Raw genomic sequence first — 26,797 nt, forward strand, 5'->3', positions numbered from 1 at the left:
CTACCCCAACCGACTACCCCCCAAGCCGTCAAGCGGTGAGACGCGCGGACTACCCCAACTCCAGGGTCGACCATCCAGCCGAAGCCACCTGGCGATGCAGGCGGCGAAAATCCGCATCGGCATCATGGAACGGCCACCGCCTCGGGAATTCGATCCGCACGTGGGGGTCGCAGAAGAACTCCACGAACGGAGGTTTGCCGGTTGATCGGCGCCATCCCACGCCAAAGCTCTCCGACAGATCCGTTTCCCGCGTGATCAGGGGGAAATCCTCCGAGTCCACCAGGAATCGCTTCCAGTTGCGGTTGCATTCCGCGAAATCGACAAACCTTTCGCGTCCGAAATCATCCATGACCCGGATGCCAACCGATGTGAATTCAATAATATGCGCACCTTTTGAAAGACCTGAGACCAACATCAGACAATCCCCTGGGATGGGCTCCGCGACGACATCTGTCCATAACTATTGAACAGGCGTGGAAATTTGGCAACTCAAAAATCGAAGAAAGTCATCACAACCCCTGAATTCCCCCAAATCCTCCTGTCCTGTACGCCGCGACACGCCTCGAAATCCCCTTTCCATTGACAGGCCCGCCTCACGTTCCTGCATATCCTTCCGCGCGTTGCGCCCGCCAGGGGCGCCCCGACGCTTTGAACTCCTCCACAAAGAAGGTGCTACTATGCCGCCCATTGAACCTGCCAAGGTCCGGCCGGGAAACAAACTGGTCGTCGACGGCGACATCTATGAAGTGATCGAATTCGCCCACACGAAGCCCGGCAAAGGCCAGGCGTTCGTCAAATGCAAGATCAAGAATCTCCAGAACGGCCGTGTGCTCGAGAAGACCTGGAAGATCGGTGAAATGCTCGAAACCGCCGACTTCCAGAAGCACACCTGCCAGTTCCTTTACAGCGATCCCGATGGCTACAATTTCATGGACCTCGGCTCTTACGAGCAGTTCTTCCTGCCCGAGGACATGCTGGGCTACGGCGCCAAGTTCCTGCAGCCCGACGCCGAAGTGATCGTCTCCTTCTGGGAAGGCCGTCCGATCGGCGTGGAGCTTCCCCCGAAGGCCGTCTTCGAAGTCACCGATACCGTCGAAGCTGTGAAGGGCAACACCGCCAACGCGATTACCAAGGACGCCACGATTGAAACGGGCCACGTCCTGCAGGTGCCGCCCTTCATCAAGATCGGCGAGAAGATCGTCGTCAGCACCGAGACGGGCGAGTACGTCGAGCGCGCCTGATCGCGCCTCTGCCCTCAGACCTTGCGGCCGCCGCTTTCAGCCGGTACGATCTCTGCATCGACTGGTAAGAGCGGCGGCCTTGCCCTTTAATCTATGAGCACACTGACCATCGGCTACGATGCATCCAGCACCCTGGCGCCCCGAAGCGGCATTGGCCGCTCGGCGCTGCAACTCCTGCGTGCCATGGTCGAGGCCGACGACGAGCGTTTTCAGTTCCGCGTGCTCTTGAACTCGCTCCGCCGGTCGCCCGGGCCGGAGCACGATTTCCTCAAAACTCCCCGCGTGAAGGTCCTCCGGAAACGCCGCCCCGGCGGCATGCTCGTTCAGGCCTGGCGCCAGGGCAAAGGCCCGGCCGTCGAGGATTTGCTCGGTCCAAACATCGACCTCTTCCACGCGCCGGCGTCGTACATTCCCCCCGCCAGATCAGCGCGTCGCGTGATTACGGTGCACGACCTGTCGTTCATCGACGAACCACCGGAGCAGTTGGAGAAACTCGGCGGCGCCTACTTCCGCGAGACTTTCCCGAAGTTTCTGCCGCAGTGCGATCTGATCGCGACACCCAGCGCCTTCGTGCGCGAGCAGGTCATTGATCGCTACGGCATTTCCGCCGATCGCGTGGAAGTTGTCCCTTGGGGCATCGACCGCGAGCTCTTCCGGCCGGCCAGCGAACCCGAGGTGGAACGCGCGCGGCACGCTGCAATAACGCCACCGGATTACATCCTCGCCGTCAGCGACCACATGCCGCGAAAGCGCATCGGACTGATGTTGGACGTTTACGCGCGCCTGCGTGAGCTTGAACCCGGCACGCCGAAGCTCGCCGTGCTCGGCTGGCGCGGCCGCCCCCCCCAGGAACTGCGCGAGCGCCCCGAGCTGCACAAGAACGTCCTCGTCCTGCGCTCCGTCCCCGACGAGCACCTGGCGGGACTATACAGCGGCGCCATCGCCACGTTTATCACTTCCGGGCACGAAGGCTTCGGCTTTCCGGTTCTTGAGGCGCAGGCCTGCGGCTCGCCGGTCGTTTGCGGACGAAACAGCGCACTGGCCGAGATCGGAGGCGACGGTGTTGCCTTCGTCGAAGGCGCCGATGTCGACGCCTGGGCAGAAGCGCTGCGCACGCTGGTCTTCGACCAGGAAGCCCACGACGCCCAGCGCGCCGTTGGCCTACAGCACGCCGCCGAGTTCACCTGGGCTGCCGCCGGCCGCAAGATGCTCGACCTGTACGCGCGATAGATCGCCAGCCCCATTCTCCGACAAGGAGTCCCAACGGGACTCAACGTAGCAGCCCAAGGCGAAAGAAACCGAGCAGCGCAACTTGGCGCCCGACGCCTGCTCGGACTTCGCCGGGCCCCACGATAACTTGATGTTTGCATTGGAGAGAGTCCCAACGGGACTCAACATACATAGCCCAGGGCAAGCGCCTGTACCGCCGATAAGGCGGAACGGGAAGCGCCGCCCTGGGTAACCGAACGCGAATCCCCGCGCGCTGAAAGTGCGCAACATCAGGGTGCCAAGACGCCCCCGCCTACCCCTCGCTGCTTTTCTGCAGCACATCCTCCAGGCAATCCAACTGCGGCCGGCGGGGATCCATCGGATTCGGCGTCACCAACAATACGTCGAAACGATACGGAGGGTGCGGCTTCGGCAATCTCCGCAAGTACGCCATCGCCGCCGAACGGAAGTGGCGCTTGCGCAGCGAATCCCGAACGGCCGCCAGCGGGTCCGGGTTCTTCGGATCGCGCAACTTGACCTCGACGAACACCAACGTTTCCTTCTCGCGCACCACCAGGTCGAGCTCACCGCCCCCGCCGTGCCAATTACGCGACAGGATCGCCGCGCCTCGCCGGTGGAAGTAATGCCACGCGGCCCATTCTTCGCCCCACGCGCCGGCCTGCGGAGCCGACCACGACGGATCGAACGCTCCCGGCCGCCGGCCGAGACGTTCCACAACGCGTCCGATCATTGCCCCCACATTCATGGCGGGATTGGACGCGACCTCGGAAACCGGAGCAAGCCCAGCCATTCGCCTCCGCTTTGCGCTTGACGGGCCGGGGGGGACTTGAACACCTTAACCGCCCCCGAGGTGCGGTACCCAAGTGGCTTAAGGGGGAGGTCTGCAAAACCTCTATTCGCCGGTTCGAATCCGGCCCGCACCTCCACACAGAATTCGTTTCACTGCGCTTATGCGACGCGACCCAGTTTTCTCCGGGTCGCGTTCTTCGTTTGGGGTGCGCAAACGGGATGCGCGACTCACTTGTGCAGTCTGCGTCCGGCCAAGAAGAGTCCTACACCGCCAGCTCGGAGTCGTACTCGGCACACGACCTGTCCCCGGCAATATGCCAAAGCGACACCTGGTTATCTTTTGCCTTGCTACCTGTTCATCTGCGAGCTAGGCAACAGGAGCGCGGCTTGTCACGCCAGTTCACTTGGAGAGGGATTTGGCTGCTCAAGCGGCCGGACCGTTCCGGATGTACCAGGGATCAGTTCGGAAGATCGACAATTCCAATGACTGCGGTAGCGCCGGAGGTTGGCGGCCGCGGCGATTCAGTTGCTGGGAGGGCAATGAAATGCGCCGACTTTATCTTCTTCTGTTTACCCTGCTTGTATTCAGCCCGCTGACGGCCTTGGGGCAGGTGACAATCTCGACGACCAATATCCAGGGCGACCCCTGTGCTCCCAACGGCTTCTGGTCCGTGGATATTGCAGTCTCCGGCAACACAGGCCCCAACATTGCCGCCTACAGTCTGAGAATTTACTATGATCCGGCATCGACCCTGCCGACGGCTATCAGTGACGTTGGCCTGGGCGGCTATCCGCCCGGCTTCAACCACGGTGGCGATCCGGTCGCCGATGCAGAGGGGACATATATGGGGTTCGACTCGCTTGGCAACTACTCTTCGACGCAGCAGAATCCTGTGCTGTGCAGGATCCTATTCACCAACACGGCATCGCCCGCTGGCAGCTACAGTGTGGAAGTTGCCCCCGACACGCCAAACGTCCCCCTGATTAATGTGGATTTTCAGCCGATCTCGGTTGGGATCTACGACAACACACTGACAGACCCGGTCGGGGGGGCAACACCCACCCCCACGCCCTCGGGCTCACCGGCGCTCACGATCTCGACGGTCAATATCCAGGGCGATCCCTACGCCCCCAATGCCTCGTGGTCTGTGGATGTTGCGGTCTCCAGAAACACAGGACCCGCCATCGCCTCATACGCGCTGAGGATCTACTATGATCCGGCGTCGACGCTGCCGATAGCCATCAGCGACGTCGCCCTGGGCGGCTATCCACCCGTCTTCAACCACGGTGGCGATCCGGTCACCGATGCACAGGGAACATATATGGGATTCGAATCGCTTGGCGATCACTCCTCAACGCAACTGAATCCTGTGCTGTGCCGGATCCTGTTCTCCAACACGGCCTCGCCGGCGGCCAGCTACAGCGTGAGAGTTGCCCCCGATCCGCCAGACTTTCCACTTCTTAGTCCATACGGTTCACCGATCTCCGTGGGGACCTACGACAACTCACTGACCGACCCAATCGGGGACGCAACGCCCACACCAACGTCCACGCCGACGGCCAGTCCGACGCCGATCGAGTTCACGTTCGTCGGCAGTCGCGAGGGCTGGGAACCCTTCGGCATTCCGCCATACTCGGCGCCAGACTTCAGCAGTTCGCCGGCCGACCCGGGGACATTGAGCATGACGGCCACCTCGAATACGGATCAGGCGGGTGTGTGGCAGTCGCCGGCATTCGAGTTGGTTACGCCCGACCTTGTGTCTGCGCGCCGGGACACGATTCCGTTGGCGGCGGCCGTGCCTGATGGCTCCGCTGTCTTTGCGGCGACCTATCGGGTGCTGACCGATGAAGCGGATCCGACGCTGGTACCACAGATTCGTCTGCGCGCGACGGCCGTGAACGCTCAGCAATCGGAAGTGCTGGCCATCGAATCGAACTACGACGCTGCTTACTCGGCCACGCCGGCCGGCACGGATTACACGTTGATGTTCCAGCCGCCGGCCAGCAGCCCGATCTTCAGCCTGCACTTCGATATGCTGAACTTCTATCCGCTGGATTCGCCATCGGCCCAGGTGCAGCTCGAGACCGTTTCGGTCGAGCCGGTGTCGGACACGACCTTCATCAGTCCCTGGTCCGAACGCGTCTACGACTTCGTGGGCGACCAGGACGGCTGGGATTCCTACACGGTGCCGGGCGAGTATGCGGAACCGACGTTCTCCTACGATCAGGCAAACAGCCGGCTGGGAATCGGCGTCGGTGAGTCGCCGGACTTCCAGTTCGGTTTCTGGGGATCGACGCTGGAGCCCTCGAACAATGTCGCCATCGAGGCGGGTCGCATGTACTACGCGGTGTTCACGGTGGAGACGGACATCGCCGAGCCGCGCCAGGTGCCTGAATTCCGCCTGCGCCTGACCGAGTCGCGTTTCCGTGCCGGTCAGTTCACCAGCGTAGCAGCCACGGGCACAGCCCCGAACGTCCCGACTCCGGATTCGCCGCGGGAGTACACGGTGTACTTCCCGGCGGGTTACGGGACGGGCTTCGAGCTGCTCTGCTGCTTTGACATGCGGGTCGACCCGCAAATCCAGTCGCTGAACGTCGGCGACTCGATTTACCTTTCGCGTGTGGAGGTGTTCTCCGTGCCGGCGCCGTAAAAGCGGGACAGAGGACTGCAAACACGCGATGAAGATGCGGCGACCGTGCTGCAATTCGCGCGTTTCTTATGCGTCCAGGCGACACCTCGGAATCGGAATGTCGGCATAGACTAATCTCTCCGACATGCTAAAAAGACATGTGATCATGTTTTTGTCTTGCCACCCGTTCATCCACGCGCTACACAAAGAGAGCGCTGCTTGTCAGGCTACTTCTCGGAGAGGGAGGGTATTCTCATGTCGCGTCGAGTTTACCTCTTTGCACTGCTACTTCTGTTCGCCATGACGTCGGTTGTCCCTGCTGCGAACATTTTCAACTATCAAGGGCACCTGAAGAAGGATGGTGCGAACTACACCGGCACAGCCGATTTCTACTTCGCGATCTATCGCAAGGACGGTCCGACCGAGACGTTCCTTTGGGTCAATGACGGTGGAGATTTGGGCACTTTGCCTCCGACCGGAGCGGTCCCTGTGACCGTGGAAGATGGGCAGTTCTCCCTCGACATTGGGGATACGACGCTCACGAACATGTCCGCCCTCCCGTCGACGCTTTTCAACGAGCAAGCTCACCTCTTCATGCGCGTGTGGGTGGACGCCGGCGAGGGAATCGAGCAGTTGAACCCCGACCGGGCCATTCACCTGGGACCCGGATTTGGCTATGAGTCTGAGGACGGGCTCGTCATCTATGTCGACGACGCTTCGGGCAATGACATGTACTCCGGTCTGACCCCGGGGCGCGCAAAGAAGACGATCCAGGCCGCCGTTGACGCCCTGCCACCTGTTCTTACTGGCGAGACGATCATCCAGATCGCTGACGGGACCTATACCGAGACTGTATTGATGTTCGGCATCTTGATTTCCGGGGATTCGGCTTCGTTGACCGTTCAGAAGGACCCATCCACGACAGGCGATGTCATTCTCCACCCCAGTTCCGTCAGGGCAATCAGAGTAGATGGTTGCGCCACAAATCGAATCAAATTCGTCGACATCACCGTGCAGGGAAGCGGGACTGGCGCGGGAATCGTCACTTACGGATCAACCGTTGGGCTTTATGGCTGCACTTTTGGGAATCTGGCGAATGGGATATTCGCCGATCGCGGAAGCGACTTCCTGATCATTGATTGCACAGTCGATGATAATACGATCGGCATGAACTTCCAGAACGGCACTTACGCGATTGTTAAGAACTCCATTGTCGATCACACGACCCAGAACGCAATCAAGATCATGTATTCCAGCACCGTGGAACTGTACGACACGACTGCGCAAAACTCAGGGATGTCCGGAATATACACAGACAGTTCGCGGGTCCACTTATGGGATTGCGTGTTGAACAACAACGGTACGGCGGGAACGGGACACGGTCTTTACTGCTTCTCCAACGCTTTTGCTACGACCTCTCGCATGACATCCAGCAACAACAATGGAGCCGGCGTCTGTGCCCAGCGGGGCGGATATGTTCTCTTGGGTGAGGCTCCCATCAATATCACGGGAAACAATTACGGCCTACAGGGACTCAGCCGCGGAACCATCGAGTACTATAGCGGACGCGTCATCTTCAGCGGCAATGGAACGAATCAGCAGACCAGCTCCGATGGGATGATTATCGTCAACTAGACTGCGCTTCCCGCTTGTTCGCGGATCCGCGCTCGGATGCTAGTCATCATCAACACAGCGAAGACGAAGGATGAGGAGGTATATCCATGCGGCAACTAATCCCATCGGTTCGAGCAATAGCCCTCATGGTTTGCGTGGCGGCTTTGTCCGTCGGCGCGGCCATGGCAGAGCTTTCCGTGAGCGACACTTCCATCGATTACGGAGGAGGTACCATTGAATCGTCGACGCTCACCGTGACGAGCTCGGTAACTCTTGTCGAGGGCGCTGCCGGAAGTTCTTCTTCCTCTTATGCGATCGTGGATGAAACGGCGATTTCTGATCCCCTCGCCGCCGGAGACGAGGATCGTGATGGTCACGTCACGCTGGCTGAAATGAACGCCGCTGTCGTTGCTTTTCGCGGACTGGCCCCTTGTCCATCATCCGCAGATGCAAATTCGGACGGCGTGATCTCGGTGGAGGAACTCAACGCCGTCGTATTGGAGTACCGGGCAAGCCTTTCAAGCGAGTAAGGCGATTGCACGTGGAGAACGGTTGGAAGTCGCCTGCCAGACCTCTCTTCTCCAGTTCGGTAGTGCGTGACTAATCTTCTTCCTGACTCTGTTCGACCGGCACGATGATCTCGTTTCTCCGCAGCAGTGGGGGAGTAAAGGGCGCGTCGTAGTAGTAGATGGTCGGTTCGCCCACCGGCTCCCAGTCCGTCGACGCGGCCAGGGCGGCTTGAAGTTCCTCTTGTCGCCGATCTATGTCCTCCTGAGAGGGGGCGCCGGAGAACCGCAGGACCGCGACAGTCTGGGGCGGCAGCGTGATCAATTGAAGGCGCGAATCCACAGGCGCCGGTGCCGTCTCCATTGTGTACTCGGCCGGAAGGAAGAACTTCATCGTCATCGTGGACTCTTCCCCGGATTCGTTGACTTCCACGGGCACCGTCATGGCGATCTTCTCACTCCTTGGTTCCTCGACTTCAACCGGCACCGTCATATCTATCTTCTGCTGAACCCGATTCTCGCCGCTGATATATCTAAATAGAACGCGAAAAGCCGAATTATCGTCACCTCGATCGGAAGTAACGGGAACGGTTGCTTCGATCGCCAGGCGCTCGCCGTACTCTCGCACCTCAAACGGCGCCTCTTGCGGTGCCAGAGTCTTGTACTCCGGTTCTTCGTAGATGCTGCGGATGCCCAGGGCGCCGGCGGCGATCGCGCAACCGGATGTCGCCAAGGCGCCGGCGATGAGCACAGCGAATTTGATACGAGTAAATGACATGTGGCTCCCCGTTGTGTCCGGATTTTGCTTGAAGGATAGAGCAAAGCCTAGACCAATGCGGTTCGTGAGGAAGCAATAAACGTGTGTTTCTGTTCATGTGCCCCGCTCTATAGGTGGGGCTTCGATTAGAGCCCATATTGATCGCACCAAGGAGATTCTCGATGAAGAAGCGTTCCCTGATGAGTTTGATTCTCGCCATTGGCTTGGTGAGCCTACTTGGAGGTTGTGTGTTTGCCCCGGTGGTCCCGCCGCGGGGTATTCTCTACAACGACCAGACTTCGCCGTTGTTCCCGGGCGGCACGCCTGGCGAGAAGATCGGCAAGGCCTCCTCCCACAATATCCTCTTTCTGGTGGGGTGGGGCGACTCGGGTATGGCGCGGGCAATCGAGAACGGCGGTATTCAGCGCGTCAATCACACGGACTACCGCATCCAGAATTACATGCTTTTCTATCAGCGCTATACAACGATCGTTCATGGAGAGTGACCCATGGTTGCTCTTGCGAAACGACTTAGCGGGCCTCTGCCGAGAGCCATTCTCATGGCGGGATCGGCGATGCTGTTCGTCGGGTGCACCGGCGCCCGGGTGGGCGTCGAATTGCCCTCCGCAATGATATACCGCGATACAACGGCACCGATGACCATTGATCGGGATCGTCGAACGGGCGCCCCAACGGAGATCCCGGAGACTCTGAATGTGGGAAGGTCACAGTCCTATCAGTTGGATTTCAGCGTGCCCGGGATTGATTGGACGCGTGGCTTCAGCATCGGATGGGGGGATATGTCTCTCGAGACAGCCTTGCGTGAAGGGAACCTGGAGTCTGTTACCTATGCCGATGGACGGCAGCTTCAGATTCTGCGGATCTTCACAAAGGCCCAGATCATCGCATACGGACCACCGGAGGGGTCTTCGTCGCAGCAATGATCGGTTGACCCGAGGCAGGTGATCTCACTTCCCACAGCCAATGCTGCTGCATGATGGATCATGCCCAATATTAACGCTTTGCCGTGAATGCTCCTGCCGCCGGTGCGTAGAACTCCACAAGCACATCAAATCAAGGCGGCTAAACGATGATATCTAGGCTGCGTAGTTTCAGGACGACCCTCTGGGCGGTTATCGCCCTTCCAGTTCTCTTTATTGTGGGGTGCAACATGAACGTTGGCGTGAACTCCAATATCAAGATCGCCGCCGGGGCGAAGGTGACCCAGGGCAGCTCTACCGTGAATGGAAACATCGACATTGGCGACAGCGCCGCCGTTTCTCAGGGGAACTTCCGAACGGTGAATGGCAACATCCGGATTGGTTCCTCTGTGACGATGCAGGATGCCGAAACGGTCAACGGCTACGTCAAGGTGGGGGAGGCGTCGGTGACGGGCAGCCTGAGCACCGTGAACGGCGACATCACGCTGGCCGATGGGGTTGTCGTGAATGGATCACTGCGGACGGTGAACGGGGAAGTCGAAACCGGAGCGAAGTCCGTCGTGAAAGGCGATATCACGACGGTGAATGGGACGATCACGCTGGACAGCTCCACCGTCGAAGGTGGGTTGAAGAACGTGAACGGCGGGATGGAACTGAAGAATGGCACCGTTGTGAACGGTGACCTCATCGTTGAAGACACAACAAAGCCGAAGACCCACGATCCCATAATCATCATCGGCCCGGATTGCGAAGTGAAGGGGTCGCTGATCTTCAAGCGCAAGGTCGTGCTCTATGTCCACGACTCCGCGAAGGTCGGCCCCATCGAAGGCGCCGAACCCATCGCGTACTCCGAGGATGAGCCGCCCGAGAACGCGGAGTAACGCGGCGCCTACAATCCGGTCAGACTGACAATCTCCTCAACAATCTCGCTCGACGACTTCGCTGTCGTATCGAGGCGCGCGTCGCAGTCGATGGTGTCCATGGATTGCTTCGCGCGCTCCAGCATTCCGACGACCGGCGGCGGCACCTTGCCACCCGTGCGCGGCGCGAAGCGTTCCTTCAGCGTCTCGATATCGGCTGTGAAGCCGAAGCGACGTACGTGCGGCTTCGAAGCGAGCTCTGGAATTTCCGGAGTTGGATTCGTGACGACGTAGATGATGTTGCTGCCCTTTGCAGCAGGGGAATCGGCTGCCGCGCAGAGCTTCTCCACAAAAGCCCTCCAGGCTTCGGTCTCATTCTTCGCGAGGCGAAGGTAGTCCTTGCCCGTCGAAATCTCTGCCTGGCACCGCTCGGCAATCGCATCGGCGGCGGTGGATTTGCCCGAACAGCTGGGCCCAAAGAAAATCAAGAGCATCTCGCGCTCCCCCCGTGTCTTGCTGCAAACTTATCCATTTGATGAATCCCGAAACCTGATGCCGCAGACCGGCGCGGAGCAAGCAGAACCAGTCCTGATTCGACATCTGACGCTTCGAGCTTTCCTTGACGGCCGGGCATGCCTTGGGCCGCACTTCGAGAGTGCGTGGTTCTCACAACATGGCCGGCGGAGAGGTTCCATGAAATTCATGATCTTATTCGGGCTCGGGATGTTGCTGCTGACCGCCCCGGCGCGTGCCTGCACGGCGTTCTGTATGGATGGTCCCGACGGGCCGGTCTATGCGTGCAACTTCGACATGATGGTTCCAGCCGATGGGCTCGTCGTAGTGAACAAGCGCGGACTGGCAAAACAGAGCTATCGACCCGGTACGACAGGAAAGACGGCGAAGTGGACGTCGAAGTGTGGCAGTGTCTCCTTCAGTATGGCCGGGCGAGAGTACGCATGGAGCGGGATGAACGAGGCCGGACTCTGCCTGACGACGCTCGAGTTGAAGGGATCGGAATACCCGGGGGCGGACGAGCGTCCGCCTTTCGATGTCGGTGCGTGGGCGCAGTATCTTCTCGATACATGCGGCACCGTCGAGGAAGCGATCGAAGCCAACAAGCACACCCGCCTGGTCGATGACGGCGATTCGCCGTGTCACTTGTTTGTGATCGACGGAACGGGCCAAGGGGCCGCGTTCGAGTGGCACGATGGGGAGTTCGTTTGCTACACCGGCGACGACTTCCCCGTTCGAGCGATGACGAACATTGCCTACGACCGCGCCGTCGAGTCCTTGGAGCGCGGCGGCCCGAAATGGTGGTGGTCGAACCCGGGCGGGTCGGCGGAGCGCTTCATGACCGCGGCAAACCGAATGACGGCCTTCGATCCTGAGACACAGACGGCCGCGCCGGATTACGCGATCGAGACACTTGCCGGTCCGTGCCTGGCATCCAACACCAAGTGGAGCGTTGTGTTCGATGTGGCCAACAAGAAGGTCTGGTGGGGAACTTCTCGGAATCCGAAGCTGAAGTACTTCACCTTCGACGCGTTCGACTTCTCATGCGATACGCCGACGATGATTTTGGATGTTCATGCACCACTGGAAGGAAACGTTGACCAGGCCTTCAAGCCGTACGATCGCCAAGTGAATCTGCGCACGTTCCGCCTCTGTCTCGATCGATTGGGAATCCAGGTTTCACAGGCTGATGCGGAAAGCCTGATGAGTTCCTACGAGAGTTTCACCTGCGCATCCGAGGACGAAGCGACTGAAGAGTAAGTGCACCGAATGCAGAACGCCCTCCCGTATTTCGCGGGAGGGCGTTCTCTTACCGAGCCTGCAACTTCGTCAATACAGCATCCAACCAATGCCGCGGATGACATCGTCTGGGATCAGCGGGTTGTTGCCATTGTCTTGTTCCTCGCCGTTGTTCAACCCATCGCCATCCGGATTGTCGAACTGATTCTGGTTCAGATTGCCGAAGTAGAAGAACTCCCAATCGTCATCCAGCGTATCGTTGTCCGAATCGTTGATCGGCGGCAGGGGAGCAAGGCCGCGGCTAACGACTTCCGTCACGAACGCATGCAACGGATCGCCGCCGCAATGATCGCGATCGATGATCGTGCGCAGAACAACCGGCGTTCCATCGACAAACGTTTCGACCAGGCCACGCAGGCGGTATGTGTCGCCGCCGACATCCAGCAAGAACCCGAACTCGTCGTGCGTGATTGTGCCGCTCAGTTCCGTCCAGCCGGGGGGCAGTGCATTGAAGAAGGCGTCGACTTGCGTTTCCACCGGCGCGATGTTCGCCGTGCGAACGCCTTGCGGAATGTCTTCTGCATCGACCGGGCGCCCTGCAAAGTGATCTGACAGCAGTTCCATCATCGAGCGGCTTTGCGGCGTTGTGTAGAAGCGGAAGTAATCGGCCACGAGGTCGATCATCTCTGTCGTCACCGCGCCGGAGACATCTGCGTAAAGCGCCACCTCATCGCGTCCGGCCGCCAATGTCGAAACCAACGAACCGGCGGGGCCCTTGCCTGCCTCGCCCGGGACGAAGATCGCTCCGTCGCCTTCCTGCAATTCGTAGTAGCGATTGAGCAGCAGCGCCTCCGCCGTGGTCCGCGGATCGATCAGCGCGTTCGCCTGCTCGTCGTAGATGGCGGCTTCGTAGGCGGTGCGATAGGACGTCACCCACGTATTCAGGTCCGATGCATCGGCGCAGAACGACATCGTGTCGATGCAGAGTGTCTTCGGCGATTGCACGGCCAGCAACTGGCGGCCACTGCCATCGAGAGCCAGCGCCTGGTAGTAGCGGAACTGCTCGCCGGACGTGCGCAGATCGAACGTGCCGTCGGAATCGTGCGGTGAACCGGCCGCCGTGCCACCGGGCGTAATGACCTGGACGCTCCAATTCGTGGGCGTCGGCTTGCCCGGTGTCGGGCTGCCCGGTGGGGGAGTGCCACCCGCGGCCGAGTCGGAGATCGTCCCGGTGCGGTGAATCTCGACGGTGGACAGGCTGGGCGCCGCGGGGAAGTCCTCCGCATCGTCATCGGCCGTTCCGCGAAGCGTTTCGTCGTAGTCCGACCAATTGTCGCCGTCTGTGTCGACGAACAGCGGCGCGATCGACATCGGGGCGATCGTCGTGGCACCGCGGATCACTTCGTCGAAGTCGTTTCGGCCGTTGTCGTTTGCATCGCCTTCGGGTTCGAGGGGATTGAGCGTCAGTTCCACCTCGAGGCGATCCGGAATCTGATCGGCGTCTTGGTCGAGACAATCGGGAAACTGCACATCGTACGTCGCGGCCTTCAAAGGTCCGGTAACATTTAGGGTCTCACCCTGATACTCAATCGTCGTGTCGCCCGTGATGTAGATCGGCTGTCCCGTGTATGCTTCGAAGGGCGCGCCATCGATGGAGAACTTGATCACTGCCGTTGCGTCGCGCGCGACAAAAGTCACCGGCTGGGTTGTCTGGTAACTTCCCTGCGGCGGATCGATGCGAACGCCGAGAGGATCGTAGACACCGACCGATCCGAAGAACGCCAACGAACGACGCGAATCGACCTGGTTGACCGAGATGTGATATTGATCGGCGGGCAGCGGCAGTTCCTGATTCACTGTCTGAGGCGTGCCCATCAGGAATCCGAGCAATGCATCCGTATCGCTTGTTTGAACTTCCACAGAAAACCCATCGTACACACCGACGGATTCCGTATATCCGGGAACCGTGTGTGCAACGATCGCGTACGGATCGTCCGTCGTCAGCGGATCGCTGTCGTAGAAAACGACATTCGCAACCGGAGAATCGGCCACGGCAAGTCCCGATACGAAGAGTGCGCCGAGCAGGCAAGTGGAGCGATGAAGCGAGCGTTTGGCTTTTCTCATTGCGTTGCGTCTCCGTGTCAGCGGCCCGGGATGACGGCGATGCCCTCGATGGGCCCCACCAGGCTCGTAATTTCGTTATTATCCGGGTCGAACCCCATGAAGTAATAATCGTAAGTCGCGCCCTGGACGAGACCCGAGTTGTCAATGAAGTAGACGCCGTTCAAGCCCTGCGTGACAGACTCGATCGTGAAGAATGCATCATCGAGCAGGTCCGCCACGTAGTTCACTTCGGTGATGAACGGTGAAACGGCCACGAACGGTGTGTTCGGCTTATCGGTGCGCTTGCGCCAGACCATCACGGGCGGCTCGGGATAGTAACCGCCGCCCACGCCGGCCTCCTGGCTGGGAATGCTGTAGAGCACCAGCATCGCACCGCCATGCTCGGAAGTGAAGTACGCCTTGTTGTAGCTGCCGCGCGCCATCACCGGCGGCATCGGGCGCGGTGCCCAACGCAAGCCGGTGAACTCCGGCGATTGGAATGCATTGGATGCGCCCCAGTTCAGCGGCAACGACTTCGTGGCGAAGCGGCTTGTTCCCGCCATCGTCACGGCTTCCACGAGAACGTAATAGTCTTCCGATGTGCTGATCGCGGTCCCATCGCGGTCGATGCTGTCGACCAGCGCAGAGTATTCGCGCAGCGATTCGTTGTAGGTCAGATCGCTGACGGCCAACTCGACGGCCTTGTCGGGATCGGGCAGTCCATCGGGACTCGACAGAAAGTGCACGCGGTAGAAGAGGATGCCCGACTTCGGGCCGGTCCACTTCAACGAAGCTTTCGGATTTCCGGGCAGGCCGGATGCGGCGACGGACTTCAGAACTGGCGTCGGAATATCGCCCAGGAACAGAATGCGGGCGGGCAGATAGAACGGCGGACCCGGGTTGCCGTGCTTGTCCATGGCAACGACGCTGTACTTCACGTCGGCCAGGCCCTCGGGATGGTAGGGATCGACGAGATCCAACGTCGCCCCATCGCAAGGCGTTTCATTCACGAGTTGATAAGTCGACCCACCATCGACGCTGCGATACAGTCGCAACGACTCGACGTCGCCACTGCACGGGAACGTGAGTTTGAACGGTGGAATGTCCCCCCCGGGGATCGCCGTGATGATCTTGCCCGGAACGAGCGGCGCCTGGTCGCAGATTTGTTCGGAACCGCGCGCCGTCATCGTGATTGTGTAGACTTCACGCGTCGAACCTGGCATCCAATCTGGCGGTGGTGCAACGTCAACGGATTCCGTGCGGCCATCGATTGTAAAGACCTTGAAGCGATAGGTTGGGATGTCGTTCTGGTCCACAACATCTTCAATCACGTCGCCGGAAACGTACGTGCCGACGTTGCCGAAGACAACCGGCCCAAGCGGAACAACTTCATCCGCGATCCCGGGCAGTCCCGGGTACACGCGCGAGATGTGAACGCGATCGAAGATCGGATCTTCCTTCACCAGCAAGAACGCCGGGCGCCAGATTTCCTCGCGGCCGGTCGATTCGGCTTCGCGCGTGCCCTGGACGCTGATCGAGGTAAGCGACGTGCAAATCAGCGATGCGCGTCCGGGAGACGGGCCGACGACATCGTCAATCGCGGCGTAAGTCGGCGGAGAGAGCGGACTCTCGTTGCCGGAGTCATCAACCGCCGACAGGCAATACCAGTATCCACGGGCAAAGTCGGCAGAGGAAACTTCCTTGTCGTCGTGCATTGCGTGCGTCGGTGTCGGATCGCCTTCAGGAGAAGGCACTTCCGCAATCAGGCCTTCAGTCAGGCCATTGATGTCGGGGAACGGCGTGTTCTTGCCCGTGTGCCCGTAATCCTGGAATCTATACAGGCGATAGAGTACTGTCTCGCCGCCTTGATGTGGCCAGCGAGCGCGCAGGTACGGCGTGCCGTCCTCCAACTGCTCCGGGAAGACATTCAGTCCGCGTGGAACGGCAGGCGGTACGGTATCGCGAACGACCGCCTGAAGCGGATCGCTCGGGTAACCTTCCTGGCCCAGCAGATCGCGCGCGACGACCCAGTACGTATAAACATGTCCGACTGGAAGAAGATCCGCATCGTCTGCTGTATCGCTCCATTCGCCCTCATCGACGTAGACATAGGACTGATCGGGGGGCGTGTCCGGCATTGGGGACGGAGCAAGAATCGGATTGTCGTTGATACGTTCAACTTCGTTCTGAACATCCTCGAAGAACTCGCCGGGTTGCAGCGCGCGATTCAGACGATACACGTTGTAGCCAAACGTCAGCGGGCGTTCGTCGACTGATAGCGGTGCGGCCCAATCGAGGTAAATGCGTTGGTTGTTGTTCACCGAGGGGCTCACTTGGTCGCGGCTGATCAGGGAGACCTCCTTCAGTTCCTGCGGCGGTGCGAGCACATCGGGCTGGCTGGCATCGATGGTCACCTTGCCCAACGCATTCACGGCATTGCCGGACGCGTTGCCCTCCCAAAGCTCGTACAGGAACGGTCCGTCGAGAGGATCGACGAAATCGAGGTAGCCGTGGCCTTCGACCAGAGCGAATCCGTAGTTGATCTGCTCCAGGAATTTCCGACGCAATTGGGCGTAGTCGGAAGCATCTTGTCCTTCGAGCAGATCGATCACGCGCTGCGCGAATTCTTCCTTCGACGAACCGGCCGTGCCGTAGATGTCTTCCAGAATATGGCGCGCATCGAGCAGAATTGCATCTTCGCCCGGGCGATAGAAGATGCTGGCGATCAAGGCTCCGTTGCGCGTGCTCTTCACCACGGAAATCTTGTGGCGCACGCCATCCTGGCCCGTGCGAAACAGCACCGTCGTTTGCGGATCGACAATCTCGTCGACCGCGTACCAACGCAGCAGAACGCGTTGTCCCCAATCTTCTTCGCCACCGACGATTCCCGTGAACACAAGCGGCGAAATCGTGGGTGGCGTATCCGCCTGGGGCTTCCCATGACCGAGCAGGAACAGGCCTGCCAGGAGGATGATCAGTACATGAAAGCGCGGCAATCGCATGCGGTTTCTCCGTCTATTCTCAGAGGCTGCAGTCAGCATCGAGGTTGAAACTCCAGAAGTTGAGAGTTCGGTAAAGCACATCGGCGTACATCACGCAGGAGGCGCACCACTTGTCGTTGAGGACGTCCTTCGGCTCAAACCAGGCTTCCGGTTCGCAGAATCCGAGTCCGCCGCCGAGCCAGGCGATGCCCTTCAGGAAATAGCCACCGTCTTCCTTGCCGCCGATCAGCGTCATCTTGCCCTTCGCACTGACCAGGCAGATGGCCTTGCCAACGACACCTGCCGTCAGCTTGCCGCCGAACGACGGGCCATCCAGAAGGAACCAGAAGCCCGCACCCACGTTGGCGCTCAGGCGCAGGAAACACCCATTATCCCACACGGGAATCACGGCCTCCGCGAACGAGTAGATACCCGTGATCTCATCTTCCTTGAACGCGCCTTCGACTTCCGGATCGAGTGTCGTCAGCAACTCGATGCCGTTACACGTCTTGCCGAGGAAGATACCGCCCTGTGCGCTGCCGCCTTCAAAGACGACGCCACCCTTGAACGTGACGTAGATCTCGTTCAGGCCAACGGCCATCGCGAAGAACGGCGCGACAATGCGCACAGCTTCGAAGTCGATCGCTCCGGACGTTTCAATCTTGCCGCCCATATCGGACAGGAAGAACGGCAGGTCAGGTCCATCCTGGTTCAGGCGAAGCATGACCTGGATTTCTTCCGCCTTCAGGTCGCCGCGCGGAACACGCAATGGCACATCGAAGACTGCGATTTCTACCTTGATCGATTCCGCGCCGACTGGCGTACCGCAAACGGGTTTGTCTGAATCGTTCTTATGGCGCTCCATGTCGAGCGACGCGCGGAACTCGAAGCTGTCCGAGAACTCGAACGCAAACTCCGCATCAATGTGCAGTCGATCCAACGTTTGCCCGCCAAAGACGGCGTAGCCGCTGATCTCTGCAGCCGAAACGCCGACCACATCGTTCAATTGCTGCGTCACGTCGTTGATCGCCGAACCCGCAATATCCAAATAAGCCTTCACCTGATTGTTGAGCGTATCGAACAGGCCGTTCAGGATTTCCTGAACCTGCATTCGAAGAGGCTCGAAGACCTGTGCGACGACCTGGTTTACTGCCTGGAAGAAGGCTGTGTTGTAGATCGTATCGACGACGAGTTGATTGACAACTTCCGGGTCCAGGTTACGAACCGTCGCAGCGTTCGAGTGAATCTCATTGGCCATGTCCTTCAGGCCTTGCTTCACTGTCGCGACCATCGCCGTAAAGTCGCCACCGCTGATCAGATTGTCGATCTCCTGCAGATTCGCGAGCTCTGCGCCTTCGCCGATCTGATTACGGAGTTCCTCAAGCTGCGGCTTGAGTTGCCCGTTGATCAGGTTATCGACAATATACGCGCGCGCTTCTTCAACATCGCCAAAGACCTGATCGATGCCGTCCGGCTCTGCCCCGGCCAGGTCGACAAGTGCAGCCAGAACCTGGTGCAATTGATCGATGTTAAGATTGTTGATCTTCGCTTCGATGTTCTCCAGGGCGGAGAGCATGCGATCGATCTGCATCACGAGCGGGCCGGTCCCCTTCGCGTACTCGGTCGCGAGATACGTATCGAGATCGGCCATCACTGTGTCGATGCGCGCATTCATCGCTGCCAGGTCGGCAGACGCGCCTTCGGCCTGGTCGCCGACATCGCGCAACTGATTCACAAGATCGGTCACGATGGGACGCGTCACGTCGGCCATCGAGGAACGAATGGCTTCACCGAAGTTTCCGGAGAGCGCCTCGTTCAGATCGCCCATCCCATCCTTCAGCGGACCAAGCAACTCCTGCAGCACCGGATCGGTGAAGTCATCGAGCAGGCTGGAAAGGTTGATCGCGGGGAAGCCCTGATAGCCGGCACCGAAGACGATCTCCGTATCGTCGCGCGTGATGCCGCGAACGCTGGAGGCAACACTCAGCACGACTAGATCGCGGTCCTTTTCTTCGCCTGGTGCTGTTGCAAATCGGCGTGCCACGTTATTGTAAGCGACGGGGTACTCGAGATCGACGATGCCGGCGAAACTCGACGAGACCACCGGACGCTGCGTCGGGCTGTCGGTGTATTCCTGGATCGAGGAAATGCCTGCCGGGAAACCATTGTGATCGGGATCGATGTCGACAGGGGGAGTCTCGGCGGCTTTGCGGCCATCGAACAGACGCGGAGTCGCGCCGATGTCCCACAACGCCGTCACCGGCGTCGCACCCCAGAAGGGCAACTTGATATCGCCGCGAACGACTGTGAGGCCGTTCAAGTTGTTTGTTCCATCCCAGGCTGAATAATACGCGGAACGAACCGTGAACGTGAACTCCTGCAGGTCGTTCGCCGGCTCGCCGAGCAACTCGACATCGCGAATGTCGCCGTTGCCTGCGAATTCCGTCTCCGCCAGCAGCGCCACGCCGAGTTCCGGAATCGTGTTCGTACTGGTTGTCTTGAGCGTACGCTTCGGAGTTCCGCCACAGATCGACTCGGGCGGAGAGACGTCGACGAACTCAAGCGACGAGAAATCGAACGTTCTGTTCCAGTAAGCCAGCACGTTATCCGTGACATCGGCCAACTGCGCCGCGCCGGGCAGGCCGCAGGGCTCTAACTCGAGGTTTGTGAACGAGAGCTGTGTGTCCGACGGGAAAGGCAGAATAATCGCGCCGTTGATTTCGCTATCGAGGTGCTGGTGATTGTCGAGGAACGTGTTGTTGAATTTCGTGAGCACGGTTTCGTACTCGTTGAACAACATCAGCGGCGGAAGCGCGGCGACTGCTGCTTCGGAGGCGTCCAGCGTTCCGCTGATTCCGCCTTTGCGCACGTAGATCTTGCTGCCGCCATTGGACGATGTGAATGGTGCCGAGTTGCAGGCCAAATCCACCGAGAACGAAACGCCCGACATCGCGGTTCGTCCAAGAGTGTACCCGGCATAGGAGCCATCGCCTTCAGCATACTCTTCTTCGCCGGACATGACCAGTGCTGCATCGTCATCGGCAGAATCGGTACGACCCGCAAGGAGGTACTCTGTCGGCAACGCATTCAGCGACGCTCCGGACGTCTTCCAACCGGGGAAGTACAACGAAGCATCTTCCTCCAGCGGACCGACTTCGTACGCGTCGAACGGGAATTCCATCGGCGCGGCGGCCGAATTGTCGATGGTTCCGAGTATCGCCCCATCCGGACCGACCTCGAGTTCGCTGGGGCCGAAGAACTGCGGCGTGACGGCGTTGGGATCCGTGCAAATCTCGCCGCCGTAGCTCAGAAGGCCGCCGGCCGACGTCACTGTGCCGGTCGTCAGTTGGCTATTGAGGAATGAAACTTCAAAGGAAACCGTGCCTGCCACAACGCCCTGCGGAAAGCCGGGCAGATGATTCTCCGCCGTATAATCCTCGATCAGTAACTGCAGGCCATCCGGATGCACGACGGCCAGGTTATTCACCGGCGTTGCGTAATACATCCATCCGCCATTGGCGGGGCGAGTGCCGGGGGACTTGTCGAACTCGTCCTTGAAGACATAGCGGACATCGTTCGCGCCCAGGGGAATCTGCAGGCCGTCAACGTCGGTGAACCACGCATTCCCGTTGGTCAGCAGCCAGAACGGATCGTTCTCCAACTTGAGGACATCCAGTTCTTCAGCGGCGAAGTTCCGAATACCAAGGTACCGCAATTCCTGGTCGAAGTTGCCGAAACCGAAGGGCAGCTTTTCCTCGCGGAACAACGGATCCGTCAGGCGTCGCTTCACGATTACGCCTTCAGGCAGTTGCAGCTCGAAGTCTGCCCTCGCGCCAAGCGACGAGAGCGTTGCTTTGGTCGTGTACCACGCCCAGTTTCCGGACGGCGACTTGTAGGGCTGCGGAAGATCGAAGGGCACACTGCCCGAGAAGACCTTGCCCGGATCGGAGGCGACGCCGGAGTGCGTGACCTCTAGTGTAACCGGCACATTTTCCAGGGCATCGCTCCACGAAATGGAACCTTTGAACGTCGTGCCGAGGTACGAATCGAACGACGTGATGTCCGCAAGGATGGCCTTGTCGGATTCACCGAACTGCAACTGGGTGAAAGGCTGTGCCTGCGTTCGATCGGGCAGGAATCCCAGCAGCAGTATTAGGAGTGCAATGGGTGGGAGAACCACCCGAGATGAAGAGGCATTCGTAACCATTGCGGCACTGTCTCTCCCGAGAGAAATGGAAGCGCTATTCACTCAAGAGCGGCGGACTCACCGGTAGCTCCTCAATGAGGAAGGCCGGCAGAGAAAGGCACACCCATTGAGGACTCAATCGGCTTCGGGTTTCGGAGGGAAACCGGCTGAAATCGTGCGGGTAAACTCGGTTAAAGCACAGAATGTGCCCTCTCGTGTGCAAGAAGGCACGTTCTTTAGACCGTTAGGATGCAAGTCAAGTCATGCGTGTATTTCGCGCATCAGATCGGCTTGACGGTGGCGCAATCTCATTGACAGCGAACACGACCCTCCAGACATTTGCCTCCTCAAGGTGCGGTACCCAAGAGGCTAGGGAGAGGTCTGCAAAACCTCCAACGCGGGTTCGAATCCCGCCCGCACCTCCACTCCCTATATTTATCGAATCATTAACCCTGTCGGTGCACCCGGTTCCCCGGAGTCCGCGATCGCGCAGTAGCCAGTCACGCCTTATGCATCCGCTTCGAACTGATAGCGACTCACCTGACGTGTCCCCAGCGCCATCCAAGGCCCCGATCGACGCGTTCGAAGTACCTGACACACGCCTGGAGCGGCGCGGCGAGGCTGCCGAGGGATGATTTGGGACTCCCAGAAGCCCTCTCAATGCACAAACCGCATTGACGAGCCCTGACCTCCCAACAGAGATTAGCGGTTAACTCTGCCGAGTAAGGTCATTGATGCAGGCGGACTTCCCATCGCTGGTCTTCCTCACGACGGTGTACTTCGTCGCCGCCTCCGTCTTCCTGTATCTCTACACACTGCTGCGCCGGTACTACTTCCTCCTCTGGACGTCCGGCTGGCTGTGCCTCGTGGTCTGGTCACTGGCGAGGATCACCCTGCTGCGCGAGTCCGGCGACATGGGCCTCGATGCCGCCGCGGCCGCGAAGTTCGAACTTTGGGTCGAGGCGATCGGCGGCTACTTCCTCCTGACCGGGGTGCTGGTGACCCTGGCGGGCGTGTACCACTTCCTCAGACAGCGCGCGCCAACCGAGATCATCCTCTGGGTCGCCGCCCCGCTTCTGCTCTTCACTGTCGTTGGGCCGATCGGGCTGGACCCGTTCCTGACAACGCTCGGGCTCTATCTCTTCATCGCACTGGCCACCTGCTGGATCGGCGTTCTGTTCCTCCATCGATGGACGGAAGCGCGGACATTCGGCCTCGGTCTGCTCGGAGCGGGGTTCTTCTTCTGGGGATTCCTGCGTCTTCTTTATCCGTTCGCATTCCACATGGACGAATTCGAGCCCCTCCGTCCCCAGTTTCCACATTTCGTTCTCCTTGCGGAGATTCCCTTCGCGCTGATCGTCTTTGCGATGACGATCGTCGTGGCGCTGGAGGAAATCCGCGAAGAGCTCGCGAACAGCGAAACTCGATTCCGCCAGTTCTTCGAGGGCGCCAGCGATCCGATCTTTCTCGTCGATCCGGAGACCGGTCGTATTCATGACGTGAACCCGCGCGGCTGTCGCCTTCTCGGCTATCATCGCGAGGAACTGCTCGGCATGACGGTCCAGGACCTGGCCGCACCGGAACAGGGCACGTCTCCAGCCGGTCTACTGAGCAAACTCCGTCCCCGAAGCGCCGGATCTGAAACCGTCCAGACTCATCACCGTCACCGCGACGGACGTTTGATCCCGATCAGCCTGACGCGTTCGCTAATCAAAGTCGGGGGGCGCGATCTGCTGCTGGTTCACACGCGAGACATCAGCGATCTGCGTGCGCAGGAAATGCAACTCGCCAGCCGCATCAGCCAGTTGCAAGCCGTGCAGCGCGTGTCGACGGTTCTGACGCGGACGCTCAGCACCGACGAACTCTGCAGCCTGCTCTATGAGAACATCCAGGGGCTGTTCGTCCTCGATTTCTTTGCGATGGACGCACTCGACGATCGCACGAGTCGCCTCGAGAACCTCGCCACGATGCACATGGTGAACGGCGTCATGACGCGCGTGCCGCCCGGGCCGGTCGGCGCAGGTCTGGAGGACAACGACCTGCAGCACCTGCTCGAGGAACGCGAAGCCCGCCTTGTTACTCGCAAGCAGTCGAGCATCAGCGACGAGGACGATTTCCCCGATTGCTGTCTTTCGCTGGCGATCGTGCCGATGGTGGCCGGCGATGAGTCCGTCGGGATGTTGTGCGCGGGCTCGCTGGTGGGGCATGCGTTCGATGGCAGCCAACTGGACCTTCTGCAGCATATCGCTTCGATCGCCGGCATCGCGCTCAAGAATGCGCAGTTGTACGAGTTCCAGCAGCAACAGGTCCGTCGCCAGAAGTTCCTGGCCGACCTCGGGCCTTCGCTCATCACGAATCTCGACGCGCTGCATGCCGCCTCGCTCGTCGCGGCAAACATGAAGAACTTCCTGGATCTCTCGGACATCGAGATCTGGCTGGTCTCCGACGACCTTAGTTCCGGCGCGCTCTATCGCGCTTACCCAAGCGGCCGGCCCGCTTCCATCAGTCTATCGTCGTCAAAGAGCAACACGCCGACGCACTTCGATATCATCACGGCGTGCTTCTCCAGCGGCCTGGCAATCGTCGAGAATGACTGTCGCGAGTCGCGCCTGATTCCCGAGGCATGGATTCAGGAGCGTGGACTGAAGTCTTGCATGGCCGCGCCGATCATGGTCGGCGATCGTGCCGTCGGCATAATCCGGCTCGACGACTCGCGGCGCTACGGTCGCTTCCGGCCGGACGATACGGAATTCGTCAAGCTCGTTGCACAGATTATGGCCTCCGCGCTCGAAGCCGCGCGCCTCTTCCAGCAGGTCCGCAGCAGCGAGCAGCGTTTCTCGCAACTCGTCGAAGCGTCCTCCGTCGGCATCGTGATCCTGCGTGAGCGCATGCTCGACTTCGCCAACACGTACTTCCAGGAAATGCTCGAGTTGGCCGACACGCCCATCAATTCGCTCGCGATCTTCGAACTGATTCCGAGCGAGTTCGAGCCCCAGTGGCGCCGCGCGATCGAAGCCTGCGAAGAGGGCCGCGAGCAACGCCTCGAAGGCTGGATGCAGCGCAGTAACGGCAGCCGCATCTGGTGTGAGGTCATGATGACGATGATCGACTACGGCGGCGTGCGCGCCGTGCAGTTGCTTGTCGACGACGTGACCGAAAAGCGCGCCGCCCAGACGCAGCGCCAGAACGACATGCGCGTGCGCTCCATCGGTACCCTGACTGCCGGCATCGGCCAGGACTTCCAGTCCCTCTTCAGCGCCATCCTCGGCCACGTCGCGTTCCTCAAGATGCAGGGCTTCGGCGACGAGGCTTCCGAGCGAAGCATTCTCGCTGTGGAGGCTGCCATCCTGCGCGCGATGGACTTCACGCGCCAGCTCATGAACTTCGCCGAAACATCCGAGAGCGGCATCCAGCCGACCGACATCAATACGCTGATCATTCAGGCCTCGAAGTTGTTTGAAGGCATTCTGCCCGAACGTCCGCGCATGAAGTTCGACCTCGCGCCCAACCTGCCGAAGGTTCGCGGCAACGAAGAGCAACTCCGCCAAGCGTTCCTCAACCTGCTGCTGGCCGTTTCCGAGCGCGCAGGCGAAGGCAATACCATCGTCGTGCAGTCCATCTCCGAATTGCTCGACGAAGAGCGGGTGCGCGACAGCAGCGAACTCGAAGTCGGCCCCTACGTCACCGTGCTGGTCTCCGAGCGCCGTGGCGTGATCGACGCGCAGACCGCCGAGGCGCTGTTGACATCCTCCGGGACCAGCGTCGGCCGCGGTGCGCTCGGTATGAGCGTGCTGATGAGTACTGTACGCTCGCACCAGGGCTGTATCGAAGTCCGGCGCGGCGGCACCGCTACCTCCATCGCCCTCATGGTCCCCGTGGACTCCGGCGTCCCAACCACCCCCGGCGCCCGCCTGCTGAGCGGAACGCTCACGCCCATGCCGATGGAGTGAAGAGCAGTGGCGAGTGGCAAGTGACGAGTTGATTTCGCTCTTGTCGAGCAGGGCGTGAGACAATGGACGGAGAACCTCAAAAAACAACCAAGCTATGGCCGTCAAACGTGGTCGGCGCACTCATCTTCATGGGCGGTGCAGCGGCAGCGTTGTTCTTGCCCATGATTGCGTTTCGGCTGATCTTCAAGTACAGTCTGGCGCCGGCCTACGAGGGAATCGGCGCCGAAATGCCGCTGATTACGGCCTTGGCCTATCTGTCGACTCGCGGGGCATTCGTGGAGCTCTCCCTGATTCTGTTCGTGATCTCGACTATCTGTTACGCGTTCGCGCGCTTCCCCTGGCAACGTAGGGTCCTTCGGTGGGGGTGGATCCTGCTCGACACGGTGTCGTTTGTCTTTCTGACGACAGGGATCGCGGGAGCGTACTTCGTACTTAATATCCTGCAAGAACGCCTCGCATCAGGCGGACCGTGAGACGGAGAGATGGAGGACCGCCCAACAAGGAGCGCGTTCGCTGAATCACCGGCACCAATCTGTGTTCATCCCATCCATCTGTGGCACATTCGCGCATTCTCCTTGCTGTTTGCGTCGACATCGCTCAATCCACGTCAACAACCCGCGGGATGGAGGCAAAGAGGTGACCGCTAGAATCGCTACACTCCTGATTCTCCTGAATCTCGGAATCCTTGCGTTTGCCGCGCGAGATTTCTCCTCGACGTCTGAAGACGAGGTCGTTGCCGAGCGCTGCTATGATCTCATCGGTCCGGACCGACAGAATTTTCTCGTTCTACGGCTGCCTCTCGATGGCAAACAGGAATTTCCCTATGCCTGCTGTTTTCAGGAAACTGGTCCCTACTACGTCATCGACGGAATCAGCGTGTGGCTCTCTCCTGACTGTCAGCTTGCTCCCGAGCGGAAGAGCGAGATTCAGGCAGAACTGGGAGACTGGTTTGACGAGGAAGCATGGCCGATCATCGAGGGCGGTTTCAGCCCGTACGATCCGATGGACGACGCGGCCTGGCGGGCGGCTTGCAGCAAGACCTCAGAGACGCTTCTCATGCAGGACGTCAGCATCAACACCCTTCTGATGCTAAGCCTCTCCGAGCGCATCTGCTGCCCCGTCAGGGGTCTCTACGTCGATTATAGCTCTGGCACGTTCCAGTGGGAGTAGCGAGCTGACAAGACCCGGCTTGTCTCCCATCTGTGTTCATCCCATCCATCTGTGGCTGAATTCCCCTTGCCGCCCGCTCTCCATGAC

At 59.8% G+C, this 26,797-nt stretch carries 19 protein-coding genes and 2 tRNA genes; 14 read left to right on the top strand and 7 right to left on the bottom strand.

What is annotated here, in order from left to right:
• Positions 1–49: 49 nt before the first annotated feature.
• A complete protein-coding gene (locus KQI84_10485; GenBank protein ID MCB2155305.1) occupies positions 50–415 on the bottom strand; it encodes a hypothetical protein in 366 nt (121 codons plus the stop codon).
• 262 nt (positions 416–677) lie between these two features.
• On the opposite strand from KQI84_10485, the gene efp reads away from it, so the two are divergent.
• A complete protein-coding gene (efp, locus tag KQI84_10490; GenBank protein ID MCB2155306.1) occupies positions 678–1,241 on the top strand; it encodes an elongation factor P in 564 nt (187 codons plus the stop codon).
• Between the two features lie 93 nt (positions 1,242–1,334).
• Positions 1,335–2,471 (top strand): glycosyltransferase family 4 protein, encoded by a 1,137-nt coding sequence (locus KQI84_10495; GenBank protein MCB2155307.1) that lies wholly within the window; start codon positions 1,335–1,337, stop codon positions 2,469–2,471.
• Between the two features lie 292 nt (positions 2,472–2,763).
• Here KQI84_10495 and KQI84_10500 read toward each other — a convergent pair whose 3' ends face one another.
• The gene (locus tag KQI84_10500) at positions 2,764–3,261 is read right to left on the bottom strand and encodes a YraN family protein (GenBank protein ID MCB2155308.1); all 498 of its coding nucleotides are present in this window, start codon (positions 3,259–3,261) and stop codon (positions 2,764–2,766) included.
• Between the two features lie 59 nt (positions 3,262–3,320).
• Here KQI84_10500 and KQI84_10505 point away from each other — a divergent pair.
• The 4 genes from KQI84_10505 to KQI84_10520 all read left to right on the top strand — a co-directional run bounded on the left by KQI84_10505 (position 3,321) and on the right by KQI84_10520 (position 8,034).
• A tRNA-Cys gene (locus tag KQI84_10505) sits at positions 3,321–3,397 on the top strand.
• A gap of 408 nt (positions 3,398–3,805) precedes the next feature.
• The gene (locus KQI84_10510; GenBank protein ID MCB2155309.1) at positions 3,806–5,911 is read left to right on the top strand and encodes a hypothetical protein; all 2,106 of its coding nucleotides are present in this window, start codon (positions 3,806–3,808) and stop codon (positions 5,909–5,911) included.
• A gap of 234 nt (positions 5,912–6,145) precedes the next feature.
• Complete coding sequence (locus KQI84_10515; protein MCB2155310.1) at positions 6,146–7,525, top strand: right-handed parallel beta-helix repeat-containing protein; 1,380 nt, start codon at positions 6,146–6,148, stop codon at positions 7,523–7,525.
• 86 nt (positions 7,526–7,611) lie between these two features.
• The gene (locus tag KQI84_10520) at positions 7,612–8,034 is read left to right on the top strand and encodes a hypothetical protein (GenBank protein MCB2155311.1); all 423 of its coding nucleotides are present in this window, start codon (positions 7,612–7,614) and stop codon (positions 8,032–8,034) included.
• A gap of 70 nt (positions 8,035–8,104) precedes the next feature.
• On the opposite strand, the gene KQI84_10525 is transcribed toward KQI84_10520, so the two are convergent.
• Positions 8,105–8,788 carry a heme-binding protein gene (locus KQI84_10525; protein MCB2155312.1) on the bottom strand — a complete coding sequence of 228 codons (684 nt, stop codon included), beginning with the start codon at positions 8,786–8,788 and terminating at the stop codon, positions 8,105–8,107.
• A 161-nt stretch (positions 8,789–8,949) separates the two neighbouring features.
• On the opposite strand from KQI84_10525, the gene KQI84_10530 reads away from it, so the two are divergent.
• From KQI84_10530 to KQI84_10540, 3 genes are all read left to right on the top strand, one after another.
• Positions 8,950–9,273 carry a TRL-like family protein gene (locus KQI84_10530; protein MCB2155313.1) on the top strand — a complete coding sequence of 108 codons (324 nt, stop codon included), beginning with the start codon at positions 8,950–8,952 and terminating at the stop codon, positions 9,271–9,273.
• A 3-nt stretch (positions 9,274–9,276) separates the two neighbouring features.
• Positions 9,277–9,711 carry a hypothetical protein gene (locus KQI84_10535; GenBank protein MCB2155314.1) on the top strand — a complete coding sequence of 145 codons (435 nt, stop codon included), beginning with the start codon at positions 9,277–9,279 and terminating at the stop codon, positions 9,709–9,711.
• A gap of 227 nt (positions 9,712–9,938) precedes the next feature.
• Positions 9,939–10,589 carry a hypothetical protein gene (locus KQI84_10540; GenBank protein ID MCB2155315.1) on the top strand — a complete coding sequence of 217 codons (651 nt, stop codon included), beginning with the start codon at positions 9,939–9,941 and terminating at the stop codon, positions 10,587–10,589.
• A gap of 8 nt (positions 10,590–10,597) precedes the next feature.
• On the opposite strand, the gene KQI84_10545 is transcribed toward KQI84_10540, so the two are convergent.
• Entirely contained in the window at positions 10,598–11,062 is a 465-nt protein-coding gene (locus tag KQI84_10545) for a hypothetical protein (protein MCB2155316.1), read from the bottom strand.
• Between the two features lie 199 nt (positions 11,063–11,261).
• On the opposite strand from KQI84_10545, the gene KQI84_10550 reads away from it, so the two are divergent.
• The gene (locus KQI84_10550; protein ID MCB2155317.1) at positions 11,262–12,341 is read left to right on the top strand and encodes a linear amide C-N hydrolase; all 1,080 of its coding nucleotides are present in this window, start codon (positions 11,262–11,264) and stop codon (positions 12,339–12,341) included.
• A gap of 69 nt (positions 12,342–12,410) precedes the next feature.
• Here KQI84_10550 and KQI84_10555 read toward each other — a convergent pair whose 3' ends face one another.
• The 3 genes from KQI84_10555 to KQI84_10565 are packed head-to-tail and all read right to left on the bottom strand — an operon-like array spanning position 12,411 to position 21,611.
• Entirely contained in the window at positions 12,411–14,444 is a 2,034-nt protein-coding gene (locus KQI84_10555) for a chitobiase/beta-hexosaminidase C-terminal domain-containing protein (GenBank protein MCB2155318.1), read from the bottom strand.
• A gap of 17 nt (positions 14,445–14,461) precedes the next feature.
• Positions 14,462–17,425, bottom strand: a complete 2,964-nt coding sequence (locus tag KQI84_10560) for a hypothetical protein (GenBank protein MCB2155319.1) — start codon at positions 17,423–17,425, stop codon at positions 14,462–14,464.
• 19 nt (positions 17,426–17,444) lie between these two features.
• Entirely contained in the window at positions 17,445–21,611 is a 4,167-nt protein-coding gene (locus KQI84_10565) for a hypothetical protein (protein ID MCB2155320.1), read from the bottom strand.
• 330 nt (positions 21,612–21,941) lie between these two features.
• On the opposite strand from KQI84_10565, the gene KQI84_10570 reads away from it, so the two are divergent.
• The 4 genes from KQI84_10570 to KQI84_10585 all read left to right on the top strand — a co-directional run bounded on the left by KQI84_10570 (position 21,942) and on the right by KQI84_10585 (position 26,710).
• A tRNA-Cys gene (locus KQI84_10570) sits at positions 21,942–22,015 on the top strand.
• Between the two features lie 309 nt (positions 22,016–22,324).
• A complete protein-coding gene (locus tag KQI84_10575; GenBank protein ID MCB2155321.1) occupies positions 22,325–25,540 on the top strand; it encodes a PAS domain S-box protein in 3,216 nt (1,071 codons plus the stop codon).
• 62 nt (positions 25,541–25,602) lie between these two features.
• Positions 25,603–26,013 (top strand): hypothetical protein, encoded by a 411-nt coding sequence (locus tag KQI84_10580; GenBank protein MCB2155322.1) that lies wholly within the window; start codon positions 25,603–25,605, stop codon positions 26,011–26,013.
• Between the two features lie 163 nt (positions 26,014–26,176).
• Positions 26,177–26,710, top strand: a complete 534-nt coding sequence (locus tag KQI84_10585) for a hypothetical protein (GenBank protein MCB2155323.1) — start codon at positions 26,177–26,179, stop codon at positions 26,708–26,710.
• Positions 26,711–26,797 lie beyond the last annotated feature (87 nt).

Source organism: bacterium (genome assembly GCA_020444065.1).
GTDB lineage: Bacteria > Sumerlaeota > Sumerlaeia > SLMS01 > JAHLLQ01 > JAHLLQ01.